Consider the following 18,858-nt stretch of genomic DNA (forward strand, 5'->3'; position numbering starts at 1 on the left):
GCTGCCATTTGTCTTTCACCTTGAACTACGTGAATTTCAACTGATGTTTGACCATCTGCTGCAGTTGAGAATGTTTGACTCTTCTTAGTTGGAATTGTAGTATTTCTTTCAATAAGTGGTGTAGCTACTCCACCTAATGTTTCAATTCCTAATGTTAATGGAGTTACATCTAATAATAATACATCCTTAACTTCTCCAGTTAATACACCTGCTTGAATAGCAGCACCAATTGCTACACATTCATCTGGGTTAATTCCCTTTGAAGGTTCTTTTCCAGTAAAGTTCTTAACAGCATCTACTACTGCTGGAATTCTTGTAGATCCACCAACTAATATTACTTTATCTACATCGCTTAATGAAAGACCTGCATCTGATAATGCTTTCTTCATTGGCTCAATTGTTCTTTGAACTAAGTCATGAGTAATTTCATTGAATTTAGCTCTAGTTAAGTTCATATCAATGTGCTTTGGACCTGTTGCATCTGCTGTTATAAACGGTAAGTTTATGTTTGTTTGCATTGATGAAGATAATTCAATCTTTGCTTTTTCAGCAGCTTCTTTTAATCTTTGAAGAGCCATCTTGTCATTTCTTAAATCTATTCCATTTTCAGCCTTAAATGTATCAGCTATATAATGCATGATTTTTTCATCAAAGTCATCTCCACCTAGTTTAGTATCACCATTTGTTGATAAAACTTCAAATACTCCATCACCTAATTCTAGAATAGATACGTCGAAAGTACCACCACCTAAGTCATAAACAAATATCTTTTGGTTAGTATCCATTTTGTCTAATCCATAAGCTAAAGCAGCAGCTGTTGGTTCGTTTATAATTCTTAAAACTTCTAAGCCTGCAATTCTTCCTGCATCTTTAGTTGCTTGTCTTTGAGAATCATTAAAATAAGCTGGTACTGTTATAACTGCTTGAGTTACACTTTCTCCTAAATAGCTTTCTGCATCTGCTTTAATTTTTTGAAGTACCATTGCTGATATTTCTTGTGGTGAATGGTCTTTACCATCTATAGTAACTTTATAATTAGTTCCCATGTGTCTTTTTATTGATATTACTGTTTTATCAGGATTAGTAATTGCTTGTCTTTTTGCAATTTGTCCTACTAATCTTTCTCCATTTGCTTGGAATGAAACTACTGATGGAGTAGTTCTTGCACCTTCTGAGTTGCTGATTACAACTGGTTCTCCACCTTCCATTACAGCTACACATGAGTTAGTTGTTCCTAAGTCAATTCCTATAATTTTTCCCATAATCTATTTCCTCCTAAATATATCTTCTATATTAAAAATTAGTTAATATGTCTTAATCTTAATTAGCTACTTTTACAACTGTATATCTGATTACCTTGTCGCCTCTTTTATATCCCTTTTGGAATACTTCCGCTACTGAATTTGCTCCTAAATTTTCATCTTCAATATGCATTACTGCTTGATGATAATTTGGATCGAATTCTCCTGTAGCATCAATTTCTTCTACACCTAGTTTTTCGAAAGATGCTTTGAAGCCTTTTATAGTCATTTCAATTCCTTTTTTAATATCTTCAACATTTCCTTCAACTGATATAGCTCTTTCTAAATTATCAAGAACTGGAATCATTTCTTTTAACACATCTGTACAAGCATCTGTGTATATTCCTTCCTTTTCTTTAGAAGTTCTTTTTCTATAGTTTTCATATTCTGCAGTTAATCTAAGTAATCTTTCTTTTAGAGTATCTGCTTCATTAGTAAGTTTTTTATTTTCATCCTTTAATTTACGCATAGCATTTAATTCATTTTCCTTATCATTATTTTCTTCCACTATATCTTCTGAAGAATCCTCAGTAGAATCATTTGAAGAATTAATTGAATCTGCTTCCATGTCTAAATTTGCTTCGTTTTTTTCAGCGTCAATATTCTCATTAACATTAGTAGCCTCTTTTGAATTATTTTGGTTATCTAATGTTTCCTTAATATCCTCCACAAAAACACCTCATCTCTTATTCTATAATTTGATTTTTTAAACTTTTATTAAGTTCCTTCATAACTTCATTCATAATTGCTATAACCCTTGAATAATTAATTCTTTTTGGTCCAATTAATCCAATCTTTCCTATAGGTCTACCATCTACAGAATATTCAGCTGATATAATAGAACAATCCTTTGCTTCAGGGAAGAAATTTTCTTCTCCTATTCTAATTGTAATATCATTACCTGGCTCAATTAAATCTAGCAAATTATCTTTATCATTTATAAGAGATAAAATTTCTTTTGCTTTTTCAATATTATTGTACTCAGGATAATTAAAAATATTAGTTGTTCCTTCAACAAAAACTTCTGTGTTATTAGCTTCCTTTAAGGTTTCATATAAAGCTGGAAGAATTCCATTAAATAATTCATCAAAACCTTGTAATTCAAGTTTTAATGTATTTATAACTTCTAAATTAATTTCTTCAATGGTTAAATTTCTAAGCCTAGCATTTAAAACATTATTAATCTTTTGAATAGTTTCAGGCTTTGGCATATTATTAACTCTTATTCTGTGATTTTTAATAACTCCACTATCTGCAACTATTACAGAAACCAAATTATGATTATCGATAGGAAGTAATTGAATAGATTTAATATAACTACTTCTCACAGAAGGCGTCTGTACAATTGTAGTTAGATTTGTTAATTCAGAAAGAAGCGAACAAGCTTCTTTAACTATTCTATCAACTTCGTACATTGCAGAATTAATTAAATATTCTTTAATCTTTAATTCTTCATCCTTAGTTAGCCTTCCCGTATCCATTAATTGATCTACATATAATCTATAGCCTTTATTGGAAGGTATCCTACCTGCCGAAGTATGAGGTTGTTCTAAATACCCCATTTCTTCTAAATCAGCCATTTCATTTCTGATAGTAGCTGAGCCTACTCCTAAATCATATCTTTTAGCTATTGTCCTTGATCCTACTGGTTCCCCAGTCATAATATAGTCATTAATGATAGCCTGAAGTATTTTTATTTTTCTTTCATCAATAGCCATTAATATCACCTCTATCTGTTAGCACTCAATATCATCGAGTGCTAATGACTACAATATCAATATATTCCTTATTAAGTTTTTTGTCAATTTCATTTAGGCACAAAATAAATAATCTCATTTAACTTTATCAATTTATTTTTTATTTTCTTTATTTTTCTAATAATTTCTTTATTTTTCTAATACATTTAAGTTAATATAAAATCACTCATTACAGAATTAGATAGCTCTATTCCTTGCTCTGTTAATTTTAATCTATCATTCTCTAAAACTAGTAACTTTTTATTAATATTTTTCTCAATAACATCTTTATATATACTTTCAATATTTACCCCAAACCTTTTCTTAAATTCATTTAAACTTATTCCACTAAGAATTCTTAAGCCCATAAACACGAACTCTTCCATACTATCTTCAATAGTATTTTCTGTTATTTCTTCTACAACTTCTTCTCCAGAATTAATTCTATCTATGTAATTTTTTACATTTTCTATATTTTTAATTCTTTTTCCATCTATAAATGATGTAGATGCAGATCCCAGTCCTAAATACTCATCACACTTCCAATAAACCTTATTATGATAGCATTCAAAGCCTTCCTTTGCATAATTAGATATTTCATATTGATGATATCCATGCTTAGTTAATATACTTTTAGTTATTTCATACATAGTTCTTTCATCATCTTCTGAAGGTAAAATTAGTTTATTTCTTTCCCATAGCTTATAAAATGCTGTTCCTTCTTCAATTATTAAACTATATGCAGAAATATGCTCAGGATTTAAATTAGCAATTACCTCTAAAGATTCCTTCCATTCCTCCACCCTTTGATTTGGAAGTCCAAACATCAAATCAACATTTATGTTTTTAAAACCTACTTTTCTTGCTAACTTAAAGTTTTCTTCAAATTGCTTAAAGCTATGAATTCTTCCTATATCCTTAAGTAATGAATTTTGTACTGCTTGTAGTCCCATACTTATTCTATTTACTCCGCCATTTAACATAGCTGTTAATTTTTCTTCTGCTAATGCTCCCGGATTACACTCCATAGTAAATTCCATACCTTCCATAAGATGAAGTTTTTTTATAGAATTTAAAACCTTAACTATTTCCTTAGTTTCAAGGTAGGATGGTGTTCCGCCTCCTATAAATATGCTTTTTATAATATAATTACTTCCTTTATCCTCTATTTCTTTACATAATGCCTCAACATAATCTTCTCTTAAGTAATCTATAGATGCATAAGACGGAAAATCACAATAAAAACATTTCTGCTTACAAAATGGGATATGTATATAAAGAGATAATTCTTTTTTATTATTCATATTATCAACTCTTTCCTTATTAAATTCTCTTACCCTTATTATACAGAAATACTAAAAAAAATGGAGATAAATATTATATTCCTTACGACAGCAGATTCTATCTAGCTCATCCTAATATAATATTTATCTCCATTAGACTAAAAATAATAATTCCCACAGTATATTTTTATAAACTCCTAAAGGAGCTTATTAATCAATTTTTCACTATTCATTTTACATTGATACGGCATCAACATATTATGACTCTAATAAATCTACATTAATAATGTTATGATATAGAACGTCTCTTTGTACTATTTCTATTCTGGTATTTATTAAATCTCCCTGAAAACTTATTGGTAACCTTAAATTCAATCCATTTCTAGCCACTAATGTATCTAAGTTATTCCCATTCATCTGAATATTATATACTTGTCCATTTTTTCTTTTCAATGTTCCAGTAATTATTCCCTTATTTCTTAAGCTCTTCCCTTTCTTTTTTAAGTCTCTACTACTTACCTCTAACATAAAATCCACCTCACTAAATTTACTTTACATTTTAATATATTTACAAAATTAGGATTTAATTACTTAATATTTATGTCAATAAAAAAACTTTTGAATATTATATATAAGTAATTTATTTATGGAGTAATATATGAGAAAATTTAAAATTCTTTCCTTTGATGGTGGTGGAATTAGAGGAGCTTTAAGTGTTGAAATTCTATATAGAATAATTGCTAAATATCCAAATTTTTTAAATGAAGTGGATCTCTTTGCTGGAACTTCTACAGGAGCTATAATTGCTGCACTCTTAGCTAAAGGCATTCCTATAGAAGAGCTAAATAAATTATATTCTAGAGAAATTGCTGGACAGATTTTTTCTAATTCTAATATTAATTTTATAAAGCCAAAATTTAATAATAATTTACTTAAAAAATTTATCTCAAATTATTTTGATGATAATTTTAAAATAAATGATTTTAAGAAATATATATTTATCCCTGCCTTTTACTTGGGAGATAAGAGCACAAAATCTTGGGAACCAGTTTTCTTTAACAACTTATCTAAAAACAATACAAGTGATACTCTTGCTAGAGATGCTATTTTAGCTAGTTCAGCTGCTCCTACATATTTTCCATCCTATAAAAATTATATAGATGGAGGAGTAGTAGCTAATTCTCCTACTGCAATATCTATTGCTATAACTTTATCTTCTTTCCCTAAATATAAAAAAGAAGATATATTACTTCTATCCATTGGTACAGGAGATAGCCCTGAAAAAATAATGGGTAAGACTCATAAATGGGGAATACTTCAATGGTCATTTCACCCCTTTGCAAAGATGAAATCCCCATTATTAGCTTTACTTATGGATGGTATGTCTAATTTAGAAGATTTATATTGCAAAGAATTTTTAAAAGAAAATTACTTTAGAATAAATCCAAAAGTGTCAAAATTTATAGATTTAGATGATTATAAACTTATTCCTTATTTAAAACTTATAGGTAAAGATTGTGATTTATCAAACTTATTTAAATATTTGAATAATTTTTACTTTAAGTAAAAATTTAAGTAGCATTTGAATGTTTATTATATATAATAAATTATATAAGCATTATTTGTTTATATAAGTAATAACATTACCGCCTTATTCTTATAGTTATCTATAAAAAATGCTAAGTCAATTAGACTTAGCATTTTTTGATATAATTATTTATCTACTTTTAATACTGCCATAAACGCTTCTTGAGGAATTTCAACTGACCCAACCTGTCTCATTCTCTTCTTTCCTTCTTTTTGCTTTTCTAACAGCTTTTTCTTTCTAGAAATATCTCCACCATAACATTTTGCAAGTACGTCTTTTCTCATAGCCTTAACAGTTTCTCTAGCTATAATTTTAGATCCTACTGCAGCTTGAATTGGAACTTCAAACATTTGTCTTGGAATTATTTCCTTAAGCTTTTCAGCTATACCTCTTCCCTTTTCATAAGCTTTTTCTCTTGGAACTATCATAGATAAAGCATCTACAACATCACCATTTAACATAATGTCAAGCTTAACTAATTCAGTTTGAGTATATCCCTTAAATTCATAATCTAATGAAGCATATCCTCTAGTTCTAGATTTTAATGTATCGAAGAAATCATAAACAATTTCATTTAATGGAATATCGTAATTAATAGAAACTCTTGTTTCTTCTAGATATTGCATATCAATGAAAGTTCCTCTTCTTTCTTGACATAATTCCATAACAGCACCAACATAATCAGAAGGAGCTATTATACTTGCTTTAACTATTGGTTCTTCCATATATTCTATTTCTGTAGCTTCTGGAAGATTAGTTGGGTTAGTAAGTTCTATTACTTCTCCATTAGTTTTTATTACTTTATAAATAACTGATGGTGCAGTTGTGATAATATCTAAATTGAATTCTCTTTCTATTCTTTCTTGAATTATTTCCATATGTAATAATCCTAAGAATCCACATCTAAATCCGAAACCTAAAGCTATTGATGTTTCTGGTTCAAAGCTTAAAGCAGCGTCATTTATTTGAAGCTTTTCTAATGCATCTTTTAATTCTTGATATTTTGCTCCATCAACTGGATAAATACCTGAATAAACCATTGGTACTGCAGGTTTATATCCTGGCATTGCTTCAGCTGTTGGTCTATCTGCTTCAGTGATGGTATCACCTACTCTTGCATCTCTTACATTTTTTATTGAAGCTGCAATATATCCAACGTCTCCTGCTCTTAATTCATTAATTGGAAGTGCCTTAGGGGTAAATACACCAACTTCAGTTACTTCACAAACTTTATTTGTTGCCATTAATTTAATTTTTGTTCCAGGCTTTACAACACCATCAAAAATTCTTACATAAGAAACAACACCCTTATAACTGTCATAATAAGAATCAAATATTAATGCCTTAAGCGGTGCATCTTCATCTCCATTAGGTGCTGGCACCTTTTCTACTACTGTTTCTAAAACATCTGCAATGTTTAAACCAGTTTTTGCAGAAATTAATGGTGCATCTTCCGCTTCTATTCCTATAATATCTTCAATTTCTTGTTTAACTTCATCTGGTCTTGCTGATTGTAAATCTACCTTATTTATAACTGGTGCAATTTCCAAATCATTATTTAAAGCTAGGTAACAGTTTGCAAGTGTTTGTGCTTGAACTCCTTGAGTTGCATCTACTACTAACACCGCTCCTTCACATGCAGCTAAGCTTCTTGAAACTTCATATGTAAAATCTACGTGTCCTGGAGTATCGATTAAATTTAATATATATTCTTCTCCATCAGGTCTTCTATAGATAAGTCTTGCTGCTTGAGACTTAATAGTTATACCTCTTTCTCTCTCTATTTCCATATTATCAAGTATTTGTTCTTCCATTTCTCTTTGGGTAAGAGTTCCTGTGGCTTCCAACAATCTATCAGCTAGGGTTGACTTACCATGATCTATATGGGCTACTATAGAAAAATTTCTAATTCTTTCTTGTCTATTACTACTCATATATTAAACTATTGCTTAAATAAGCAAATAGTCACTTCACCCCCATTATAATTTTCAAGGTAAATTATATCATAATGCCTAGGTTATGTGTCAATATAAATATGAAGTTGTTAATATGTGTTAATCGCTGTTATTATTATCTTGCAAAAAATCCTCTATTATCTTATCTAAATCTTCACTTTCAATATTGACTTCATTACTTTTTATTTTACCGTTTATTTTATCTATTATACTATTAAATCCATTATATAAAAATCCACCAACAGCATAAAATTTATCTGTTATTTTATTATTCATATCTATTATAAATTCTTTATTGTATACCTTCACTGTAGTATTTTCAAATTCATCATTAGGTGTATAAATCTTTACTTCTGCATCATCCTTAATAAACTCTTCAAAATCCTTACCGAATTCCTCTTTAACTAATTCATAATTGTCATCACCATTACCCACAGGTGATAAGGCCTTTGTGTTAATAATATTAACTTGTACAATGCCTAATATTGTTATTATAAAAAATATTAATGTTCCTATTAAAACTTTTTTATTAATCAAAAAAGCACCCCCTAGTATTTTTACTATCTAAAGGATGCTCATAAAAATCAATTTTTATTCATATTTTAATTATTTAAATACTCTGCTATTATTCTTGCAATATACTTACTTGTTAATTTTGCTTCTTGGGCTGTATTTACATTTGCTCCAACTTCAAGTAATACAAAATTATCACTTAAACTATAATTAATAGATGTGGCCGCTATTGGATATTCATAAGTATTCCTAATTATACCAGGAAATTCTGAATTAGCTATACTATATAGTTTATCTACTAAAGCCTTATTGGCAGTATATCTTTCACTATTTTGACCTGTAACAAACATAATTTTCGCCAAATTTTGTTCATTTATATTTATAGTATACATATCTTTTAATCTATCAGCTTTAGCACTATCCACTCCATCTCTATGAAGATCAATTATTAGCTTAAAATCTCCATATTCATTTAAATATTTTTTAAGAGTTTCATTAGATCTACTATATGCATTATCATAAACAACACTATGATTAGTTTTGTCATGAGTAACAGATATTCCATAGCCTTCTTCTAGCTCTTTAGCTAAAACATCTCCAACTCCAGCTACATTAAAATCAGTATCTGTAGTTAAATTTTCTCTTTCCGAATAATTTTCTGTTGTATGAGTATGGAATATTAATACTTCTGGCTTTGAATTATCTAAAGGCTTTTTTAAACTTGGATCATAAGCTGCACTTACCTTATTTAGTTCAGCAATTTCTTCAGCTGTCATCTTAGCTATACTTTCTGTTTTTAAAGAGAATGGTGTTAATTTATTTATGGATGAAGCTACACCCGCTCCTCCAAAGATTTTACTAAATAAGCTTACTTCACTACCTACTATTTTATATGCATTTATTCCTCTTATTCCAATAGCTTCTAATGCCACATTTTTCAAAGAAAGATTATTTTCTATATATACCCCTTCATCATAAACTGCAGTTTTTACTACTGGCATAGAAAAGTTAAGCATTTGAACATATGCATATCCGCCTGGATCATTATAGTTATTTACTACATTTATTGCTCTTATAAGAAATATTATACAAGCTACTATTATAATTAAATATCCCATACCAAAGCTTTTACTGTTAACACCTAACTTTCCATTTCTTCTTATTCTCTTATTATTAGGTGAATTTTGTCTTAATGAATACATGCAACTCCCCCTTTCTCTAATAAATATATTTAGAGAGTTACATAATTATTAATAAATAAAAAAAAATTTTTAATTCATAAACTTATTCATATCTTTTATAACTTCTACTTTATTTTTATATTGTCTTTTTTTATAATTTTGAAATCAAAAGATTTTACAAAATGTTTATATATATATGAAAATCACCCTATCCATGCATTTAAGCACAGATTGGGTGAACACTATTTTACCTATCCTCAAATTTTCTCTTTTTTCTTGTTAAGATAAGATAGAAAGCTATCAGAATCCCACTCACAAGTATACCTACATACGGCCAGATGTTTGCTTCATCTCCAGTTTGCAGAATATCTGGATCTGAATCTGTGATTATTTCTTCATTCCTAAAAGTATTTGTTACGATAAATGAAGTTCCCTCTTGAGTGATAGATACAGTATAACCCTTTGGTACATTTTCTTCTATTACAGACCAATGGTACTTTGTATTCAAATCTTTCCATTTATATTCCCATTGATTACTTTTATTTAAAGTAACGGTATCGTAAACTATACCATCCTTAAGAAGATGAATGGTTATATTCTGTGGACGATTACCACCCTCTTCATCATCTACCCAAATCTTATGAGCAAAATAATCCTCGTAGTTTTCTTCATCAATTATTGAACCAGTCTTATCATACTTAGCATCTACTATCACATCATCCCCCTCTGTTAATACAACTAAAAAAGGGATAGGAGTATAATAGTAGCCTTCTATTGTATATGCTTTTCCTAACACAAGATACATTCCAGTTTTCAGATTCGTAAATGTAATTGTATTACTAGAAGTCTTACCACTTACAGTTTCAGAAATATTATCTGCTGCAACATATGTTGCCAAAGTGTATGAAAGTGCTTTCCATTCTTCCGAAGTCTTAGCATCAAGGGAAACTGGATACCCTGAAAAATTATCTGTCAGAATATATCCACTATCCGTTTGTTCCGCTACCCTATATACGGAAAATTGGATATCGGAATGAATATAATTCAGTGTTAAATTGGCAGTATCATCAATATTTGAGGCAAGTGACATCAGTGGAGTACTCATTAGAAAACTGCAAAGAAAGCATATTATGAATGTTGTTATTTTTAACCATTTGTATTTCTTCAAAACTTCGCCCTCCTCTCTGGCTTTTTCACTTTCGTTTTTTTCTAAAATGTTTGTGTCTTCTCCGTATTGCATGCTTACCTTTTTTATTTGTGGCAACAATCCATAAAAACAGGATAAGCAACATAAGAATGAAGATAAACAGAAGGATCTGCCACCATGTGAAGTGTTTCAATAGGCAGCTGTTATCTTGATTTTCTGTACTCTCAATTCGACTACCACGCACAAGTAGTCGATGAGTATTCACTCCATATGGATAGCAGGTATAAAGTGTAACATAGTCCTCACCATCAACAATATATAAATCTGTAATTTCATCCGGCTCAGTTATGCGTATCTGATCAACTTCGTATGTTAGCTGACGGTTTAATATAAAAAGTGTGAAGCGGTCACCTATTTCTAGCTGATCAATATCAGTAAACATTTTTGCTTTTACAAGTCCAGTGTGTGCTGTGATAACACAATGCGTACTCTCTCCACCAGTAGGAAGGCTTGAACCTAACCAGTAACCGGCTCCAGACTGGAGTGCTTTTTCCTCTATTCCTTGATATATCGGCAAATGAACATCAATTTTAGGAATATCTATATATCCCATCATCCCAGTATTTAGCGGATTAAGCAAAGTTGAAACATTTTCGGCTTCTCCTTCCTCCATAATAAACTGAGATTGCTTTTGTATAAGATGTCCATTGTATTCTTCTGCTGCTGACCATAACTCTGTATAATCTTCTTTAATTGCTTCTGCTACTTCAGTATACTGATCCATCTCTTTTTGAAGTTGCCATTTGGTATACCTATCACTGATAGTGGGATAAAGAAGAATTCCAAACCCAATTACCAGAAGAAGAATGAATAAAATTGTTGATATATTTGGCTTTTGTTTCATATATTCTTCATACATTCCTTTTCAATACTAAGCTTCTCATCAGAGAGGATATCCACTCCCATTCAAGATATAATATTGAAATACAAGCGGAGACAAGTTCCTAATCCGTCTCCGTTTGCTTCAATATATTTTAGATATTATTTATTTTAAATTTGTTCTCTTCTTTCTTTTTTGTAAAGTAGCAAAGAATACACAAGCTACACCAATAATAACTACACCAACAATGGTAAACATCATTGTACCTGTACCACCAGTATGAGGAATCACAGAGTTTGCAAATTTAACATTTGCTATCTTAGTTTCCCCAGAAACATTATCAGGAAGAATAATAGTAATAGGCTTATCACTCTTTACATATCCATTAGGAGCAGCAGTTTCTGTAAGAGTATATTCTCCTGCCTTCAATCCTTCATATGATACATATCCATCTTCTCCAGAGATGAGTGTAGCAATAAGATTTCCATTACTGTCTTTAAGCTCAAATTTAGCACCTTTCAAACCCTCATTATTTTTTTGGTCATACTTAAAGATTTGGATACCAAATGTATCTACTGTAACGACATCCTCTTCAGTTTTGCCACCTTCATAGTCAACCCAAGCCTTGTTATAATAAGTACCCGGTATTATATCACTATTAGCTGTAGCAGAATATGTCATAATGATAGGAGCTGTGCCCAAATCATCATCAGTAAAATAGCCCGCCTCATATAATGCCACAAGCTCAATTTCTACATAAATAGTAGTGTTTCCTTTCTCATCAGCGCCAATAACAGGACTAACTTTAACATCTTTTCCGTTCGCAGTAACATGAATAGAACTATCAACTAAAGTCAGCCCACTGTCCATAATATCGTTGAAAGCCAACTTATAAATACCACTGTTCAATTCATCGGTAAAGGAGTAGAAGCTTGGCTCATCAGGAGTATCAGGTTTTAGATAGTTTTTTAGATCCTGAGGAACATTAGATGTCAATTTAAAGTTAATTGTATCCCCCTTAGAAACGCTGGTGTTATCTACTTCCGTAGTTGTTCCATCTTCATTATTAATCACAATCTTCTTGTCAAGTCCAGGATAACTAGTTTTATCACTACTTACCCAATATAAACCATCCTTGAACCAAGTAAAGGTTTTAATCAGATTATCTTCGTCGATACCAGTAAAGCTGATAGTCTTGGACTTATTGTCATTAGCTTCTTTTATTGTATTCTTAATATAATCGTAAGTTCCATCTTCAAAATCTTCAATTCCAGTTAGAACCCAATAACCTTCTTCATTTTCTGGTGCATTATAAGTGGTATAAAACTCAATTGTACCTGGTTCTATAGCTTCTACATAAAAGCTACTCTTTCCCATAGTGTTACTTTCTAAAACGTCAGATACAGTTTCTCCATCCTCTCTCAAGTTTACCAAACCAACAACAGCATTAATAAGCGTGTTATCATGTATATCAACCTTAATAGCGCCACTATTGACCTGATCTTGAACCACGACTTTACATCTCAAAAGATCAGTTCCGTTTACAGTATTATTAACAAAGCTAAGTGTTCCAGCTTCGCCAGTACCACCGTAGTATCCATGAAGTGCAAAGGAGCAATTATTGAAAGTATTGCTTGATACATCAGCCCCCTTCATAAGGATACCATCCCCATACATAGAAATAGCTTCTTTTAAACCGTTAAACTCACAATTATTAACGTAAAATCCATCAACACCAGTATTTATAAATACACCAATTCCTGTACCACTGCCATAAAAAGTACAATTTTTTACAGTTGGTTTATTCCCCTTAAGAACACTTTGACTATAAGTAGAAATAGCTGCAGAATACCATGGATTTGCCTGTGTGCCAACATTTATATTTAAACCATCTAGCGTAACTTCAGTAGCATTACGAATTGAGATACCAGCAGTATCTGGATATCCACCACTTGTTGGAGCAGGTGCCGGGCTGTTATCCAAAGTATTAATAATAACAGATTCACCATCAACTGCTTTTACGGTGAGATTGTTCATGCCATCTAATACCGTAAACCTATTGTAAGTACCACTGCTTACTTCGATTGTCCAATAAGTTTTGTCAGCTTGTTCATCAATGAAGTTGATTGCCTCCTGAATTGTTGTATAGTCGCCGTTCTCTCCTCCGACTGTAATTATTTTGTTATCTGTATCGATAGCTGATACTTTCACTGGCATAATGGAGAAAACCATAAATGCAGCAACTAGTAATGAAAGAAATTTGTTTTGTTTTTTTCTCATTTTAATTCTCCTCCCATTAAATAATTTTTGAATCGTAGTTTTCTACTAGTTCATTAATATAAAAGGTTTGTTCCCTCTAACCAAAGTACAACATCACTTTTAACTCTATACTATAACTGCCATAAATCGATTTTAATTTTTTGTATACCACTAGGATTATACTTGCCATCAACGCCATTGCAAGATTATGATTCAGTATGAAATTTCTATAAGTTATTTCCGAGAATTTTCCACCCTTAAACACTATAAAAATTTTAATTTAGCAAGAGTTTTAGTGCAGGTATATCTGATTAAAATGCTACGTAATAAGACCATCTATTTTAGTGCATTGTTTACCTGTCGTTGTCCTCATTTTCTTCGCAGAATTTACCACTCTACAGCTCTAAGAACAAATTTCATATCAATAAATATTATAACAGTTATATTTTTCTTATACAATATTTATATTACAATTTATCTAATATTTTACATTAATTTAATTATAGTTAACTTAAATTATATTTTTTATCTACTAAACGTATCAGATTATCTAACAATATACAAACATTGAATTTTATTTTCAGTTTTCAGGCCACAAATATAACTATTATTAGATGGAGCTTTTCATTATCACCGTGATAAATCTTATTTGAAATTCAGATAATCAAATAATTTTTATTTAACAAAAAATAACTCTCATTTTTGAGAGTTATTAAAATAATTTAAACAAATCGAATATACTAAAAGTTGTCTTTATATAATCAATAGGTAAATAAATATTTTTGTCATATCTATTTTCCTATTGGATAATATTGAACTAAAAAAGCCGAAAAGTAAAAAATAAGCCTTTTAATTCATAAATTTATTAATATCTTCCATATCTAAATTAGGTTGAACTGCCATATTAATACCATTGGCAATTATTTTTGCTAAGGATTCAATTACAGCATCAACATCCTTTGGTGTAACCATTAAATCACCTACATATGGATCTAATACTTCTTTTATTAATTGGCTTTTTTCAAGCTTATCTACTGACTTTAGCATATTATAAAAATCTTTCCCTTTTTCCGCTTTACTAATAAGTCCATCTAGTACAAGATCTATAGTATCATTTGCTATAGTTGCTGCATGAACCACTGTAGGAACTCCAATAGCTACTACCTTCACTCCTAAAGTCTCTTCATTTATCTTCATTCTATGATTTCCCACACCTGCTCCTGGAGATATTCCAGTATCGCTAATTTGTATTGTTCTATTTACTCTTTCAAGCTTTCTTGAACCAAGAGCATCAATGCATATAACTAAATCAGGTTTTATTCTATCTACTAATGATTTTATTATTTCTCCAGTTTCTATTCCTGTTATTCCTAGAACACCAGGTGATATACAACAAACTGGTCTTACTGAATCATCTATAGCCTCTGGCATAACTTGCTTTAAGTGTCTAGTAACCATAATTTTTTCAGTTACCTTTGGACCCAATGAATCTGGAGTTACATTCCAATTTCCAAGTCCTACAACTAATGCAGTTTTTTCTTCAGGCATATTTACTAATCTTGTCAAAACATTATCCACAACCTTCGAAACATTATCCATAGACTCTCCATCATAATGAGTAAATTCTGGAAAATCTATTGTTATATAATTACCTTTAGGCTTTCCTAATTCTTTACCAGCTTCATCACTTTCTATACTTACAGTAGTTATTTTTATATCCCCTTCTTTTTCTTCATCTACAATAACCCCATCAAGTTCCCTTTTATTCTCTTCAGTGTACATATCTCTAGCTTCTATGGCTAAATCTGTTCTTACATTAATCATAAAAATACCTCCAAAAAAACTATTATCCCTTTTATTTTTCCTTAATGTTTCAATTTAATACTTGAACTTATAAACTTTCAATGATATAATCTAGTATGTTAAAAACGAACTCGAACGCAGATTTCCCCAAAACTGCAAAGAGACCCTAATTAAATTATTAAGGGGGTGAATTAGAATGGCAAATATTAAATCAGCAAAAAAGAGAATTAAGGTTACTGAAGCAAAAACTGCTCAAAACAGAATGATTAAATCAGCTTTAAAAACTGCTGTAAAGAAATTTGAAGTAGCTGTTGCTGCAAACAACGTAGAAGATGCTAAGGTTCTTTTCCCTAAGGCTGTTAAAGCTTTAGATATGGCTGCTCAAAAAGGAGTATGTCACAAGAACATGGTAGCTAGAAAGAAATCAAGATTAGCTGCAAAGTTAAACGCTATGGCGTAATGAAATAAGAAGCCGATCCAAATGGATCGGCTATTATTTTTTAACCCCTCTTGGAGTTTTTTATTAAATTTTAATATAAAAATTTATAATTAAATTCTTATATTACTTAGTCATAAATATGTTAAATATCATTAATTCCATTTCCATATTTTTATCTACACCGGATGTTTTAATTTTATTTTCAGTTTCTAAACATATTTCCATTATTTTTTGAAGCTGCTTTATAGAAAATTTGCTAGATTGGTTAATTAATTTTTCACAAATAAATGTTGGAAGTTTAAATTTAGATGAAATCTCATTAGCATTCCCTCCACTTTGAACCATAACTTTAATTTCATAAAGCCTTTTAAAATTATTTTCTATATTAGAAATAATAAGCATATGTTGATCACTTTTAGATAATAAATCATAAAGTAAATCCAAAGTTTTTTCTACCTTCTTTTGAGAAATAAAATCTACTAAATCGAAAATATCATCTTCACTAGAATTTGCAATTAACTTATCTATATCAAGTTTATTTATAGCTCTATTACCTACATATGAAATAAGCTTATCAGCTTCTCTTCTAATTATATCAAAGTTATTTTGCACTTTTTCTGCAAAATATCTTAATTCAACTTTTCCTATTTCTTTTCCCTTTTCTTTAAATACCTCTTCTACCTTTTTATAATATCTATCCTTTTTTAATTTATCAAAGTATACTACCTTAGAAACCTTCTCTAAAGATTTTAATTTATTACTTTTCTTAGGAGTATCTCTTTTATCATTAAATAAATAGTACATTATAAGAACTGTGTATGGTGGCAAGTCTTTTAAGTATTTAAGAATATCATTGTAAAGCTTGGTACCTGCTGCATCACTTTTATCTTTTAAGAAACTAGCTCTATATACAACAACTACCTTTTTGTCACCCATAAATGGCATAGTTTCACAAGCATTCATTATTTCATTAAAGGTTGTTGTTAATCCATCTAATCTTATATAATTTAAATCAAGTAAGGATTTATCAATAGTAGTATTAACAATTAAGTTTATTCCTTCTTTAATTAGCTCTTCATCTAATCCACAAAAGATATAAGAATTGTCAATTTTCCCTTTCTTAACTTCACCTTCTAGTACATCAAAATCTATCAAAGCAATCTACCTTTCTTAATTAATTACTAAAACTTTATTTTTAAATAAAACAATTTTTACATAATTACTATATTTGCAGTTTATTATATCATAATTTTCGTTATATTTCTCACTAGAAAACTTTATTAAATATCTGTTTCCCCCATTTGTTATTAAAATATTTTTATTTATTCTCTCTATTTCAATAGTATTTTTTAATTTTATTTTTTTAAAACTTTTATATTCCCTATTAGATAATGAAATAAATTTATACTTTTCTAAATCTGCACCTTTCTTTATACCAACCAAGGTTCTTTCTCCCTTATAGCTAATCAATAATACCCCATCCCTATAATACTGAAGCTTTGGATAAGGACTATAAAAATTAATGAATAAATAAAATAATATTATCATTGGAAAATAAATAGATCTTTTATATCCCTTTCTATAAAAATAAATAGTAATTAAAATTATTATATAGCTTACTGCTATTATTTCATTTAAAAATAGTACACTTGGTAAAATATTAAGTAGCTTCTCTGAAATTATATCTATAAATAAGGTGGCATAATAAGCAAGAAAGGCAAGATAATTAAATATAACTTTAAAATTTATTGTTAATGCTAAAATGTTTCCTAAAATTACAATTGCATTTATTAATGGCATAAGTATTAAATTTCCTGCTAAAAACCCTAATGAAAATTCTCTAAAGTATAATATTAAGAAAGGAAAAGTAAATACTTGAGAGGATAAACTAATAGCTGTTCCCTCTCTTAAGAATTTGGGCAATTTATATAAATCCTTATTAAACTTTTTATTAAATAAAATTATTCCAAGAGTTGATAAAAAGCTTAATTGAAATCCTACTTCAAAAATACTATAGGGCTTATATAAAATAAGTATAATTCCAGCAAAGGATAACCCTGCTAAGGGATTATAACTCCTTCTAAAAGGTACTGCTAAACTTAAGCATAGTAACATTATATAAGATCTTACAGTTGATATAGCTGCTCCTGTAAAAATTACATACATAATAGACAAAATAGGTGCTATTTTATTTCCTAAAAATTTTTTAAGTAAAGAATAAACTATAACCATATGAAGTCCAGATACAGATACAGCATGCAATACCCCTAAGTTCTTCATTGTATTTTCATCTTCTCTATCTAAAAACTCTGTATATCCAAAGGATATAGATGTTATTAAAGCTGATCTTCTACTCCCTAACTTTTCTTTTAAGTTATTAAAAATATCCTCTCTGATTCTATAAATTCTACCCTTTAAATCTAAATTTAACTTTTCATATTCTTCGATTTTTACTTCTCCTAATATGCCTCTTTCAATATTAACATCCTTCCTAAAATCTATCTTAGCTAGTATTCTATCTCCTAGTTTAATATCCTTAAAATCTCCTGATACGTATACCTTTCTCTCCTTAATTTCACCTATTCCTCCATAGCTATTTAATGAAACTATCCTTATATCCTCCTTAAAATTAACCTTTAAATTATAGTACAAAAAATTATTTACTATTGGAATTAAGAAAAATATAAGCAATATTATAGATAGTTCCAATCTTTTCAAGAAAAAAAGATAAATAAAAAAACAGCTAACAAATAGTATTGCTAGCCATTTCTCC

The 18,858-nt window shown here is 29.6% G+C and carries 16 protein-coding genes; 2 read left to right on the top strand and 14 right to left on the bottom strand.

What is annotated here, in order from left to right; genetic code table 11:
- The 5 genes from dnaK to HUJ77_RS02735 form a co-directional block, all read right to left on the bottom strand.
- On the bottom strand, positions 1–1,262 hold a 1,262-nt coding region (gene dnaK, locus HUJ77_RS02715; RefSeq protein WP_291707036.1), incomplete at its 3' end, for a molecular chaperone DnaK.
- 58 nt (positions 1,263–1,320) lie between these two features.
- Positions 1,321–1,971 (bottom strand): nucleotide exchange factor GrpE, encoded by a 651-nt coding sequence (gene grpE / locus HUJ77_RS02720; protein WP_291707037.1) that lies wholly within the window; start codon positions 1,969–1,971, stop codon positions 1,321–1,323.
- A gap of 16 nt (positions 1,972–1,987) precedes the next feature.
- Complete coding sequence (gene hrcA, locus HUJ77_RS02725; RefSeq protein WP_291707038.1) at positions 1,988–3,019, bottom strand: heat-inducible transcriptional repressor HrcA; 1,032 nt, start codon at positions 3,017–3,019, stop codon at positions 1,988–1,990.
- Positions 3,020–3,204: 185 nt separating this feature from the next.
- The gene (gene hemW / locus HUJ77_RS02730; protein WP_291707039.1) at positions 3,205–4,341 is read right to left on the bottom strand and encodes a radical SAM family heme chaperone HemW; all 1,137 of its coding nucleotides are present in this window, start codon (positions 4,339–4,341) and stop codon (positions 3,205–3,207) included.
- 237 nt (positions 4,342–4,578) lie between these two features.
- Positions 4,579–4,848 (bottom strand): hypothetical protein, encoded by a 270-nt coding sequence (locus HUJ77_RS02735; RefSeq protein WP_291707040.1) that lies wholly within the window; start codon positions 4,846–4,848, stop codon positions 4,579–4,581.
- A 130-nt stretch (positions 4,849–4,978) separates the two neighbouring features.
- On the opposite strand from HUJ77_RS02735, the gene HUJ77_RS02740 reads away from it, so the two are divergent.
- Entirely contained in the window at positions 4,979–5,887 is a 909-nt protein-coding gene (locus HUJ77_RS02740) for a patatin-like phospholipase family protein (RefSeq protein WP_291707041.1), read from the top strand.
- A 146-nt stretch (positions 5,888–6,033) separates the two neighbouring features.
- Here HUJ77_RS02740 and lepA read toward each other — a convergent pair whose 3' ends face one another.
- From lepA to gpr, 7 genes are all read right to left on the bottom strand, one after another.
- On the bottom strand, positions 6,034–7,842 hold the full coding sequence (lepA, locus tag HUJ77_RS02745) for a translation elongation factor 4 (RefSeq protein WP_291707042.1): 1,809 nt from the start codon (positions 7,840–7,842) through the stop codon (positions 6,034–6,036).
- Between the two features lie 120 nt (positions 7,843–7,962).
- Entirely contained in the window at positions 7,963–8,400 is a 438-nt protein-coding gene (locus HUJ77_RS02750; protein WP_291707043.1) for a hypothetical protein, read from the bottom strand.
- 65 nt (positions 8,401–8,465) lie between these two features.
- Positions 8,466–9,578, bottom strand: coding sequence for a stage II sporulation protein P (locus tag HUJ77_RS02755; protein ID WP_291707044.1), 1,113 nt, complete (start codon positions 9,576–9,578; stop codon positions 8,466–8,468).
- A 226-nt stretch (positions 9,579–9,804) separates the two neighbouring features.
- Positions 9,805–10,455 (bottom strand): Cna B-type domain-containing protein, encoded by a 651-nt coding sequence (locus HUJ77_RS02760; RefSeq protein ID WP_291707045.1) that lies wholly within the window; start codon positions 10,453–10,455, stop codon positions 9,805–9,807.
- Positions 10,456–10,750: 295 nt separating this feature from the next.
- Positions 10,751–11,608 carry a class C sortase gene (locus tag HUJ77_RS02765; protein WP_291707046.1) on the bottom strand — a complete coding sequence of 286 codons (858 nt, stop codon included), beginning with the start codon at positions 11,606–11,608 and terminating at the stop codon, positions 10,751–10,753.
- A gap of 141 nt (positions 11,609–11,749) precedes the next feature.
- Complete coding sequence (locus tag HUJ77_RS02770; protein WP_291707047.1) at positions 11,750–13,864, bottom strand: SpaA isopeptide-forming pilin-related protein; 2,115 nt, start codon at positions 13,862–13,864, stop codon at positions 11,750–11,752.
- 828 nt (positions 13,865–14,692) lie between these two features.
- Positions 14,693–15,667: a GPR endopeptidase gene (gene gpr / locus HUJ77_RS02775; RefSeq protein WP_291707048.1), complete on the bottom strand. Its 975-nt coding sequence runs from the start codon at positions 15,665–15,667 to the stop codon at positions 14,693–14,695.
- Positions 15,668–15,842: 175 nt separating this feature from the next.
- Here gpr and rpsT point away from each other — a divergent pair, with 175 nt between their 5' ends.
- Positions 15,843–16,106: a 30S ribosomal protein S20 gene (gene rpsT / locus HUJ77_RS02780; protein ID WP_291707049.1), complete on the top strand. Its 264-nt coding sequence runs from the start codon at positions 15,843–15,845 to the stop codon at positions 16,104–16,106.
- Positions 16,107–16,208: 102 nt separating this feature from the next.
- On the opposite strand, the gene holA is transcribed toward rpsT, so the two are convergent.
- Both holA and HUJ77_RS02790 read right to left on the bottom strand, forming a co-directional pair.
- On the bottom strand, positions 16,209–17,240 hold the full coding sequence (holA, locus tag HUJ77_RS02785) for a DNA polymerase III subunit delta (protein ID WP_291707050.1): 1,032 nt from the start codon (positions 17,238–17,240) through the stop codon (positions 16,209–16,211).
- 15 nt (positions 17,241–17,255) lie between these two features.
- Complete coding sequence (locus HUJ77_RS02790) at positions 17,256–18,737, bottom strand: ComEC/Rec2 family competence protein (protein WP_291707051.1); 1,482 nt, start codon at positions 18,735–18,737, stop codon at positions 17,256–17,258.
- Positions 18,738–18,858 lie beyond the last annotated feature (121 nt).

Origin of the sequence: Clostridium sp. (assembly GCF_021443865.1) — a bacterium.
Lineage (GTDB): Bacteria > Bacillota > Clostridia > Clostridiales > Clostridiaceae > Clostridium.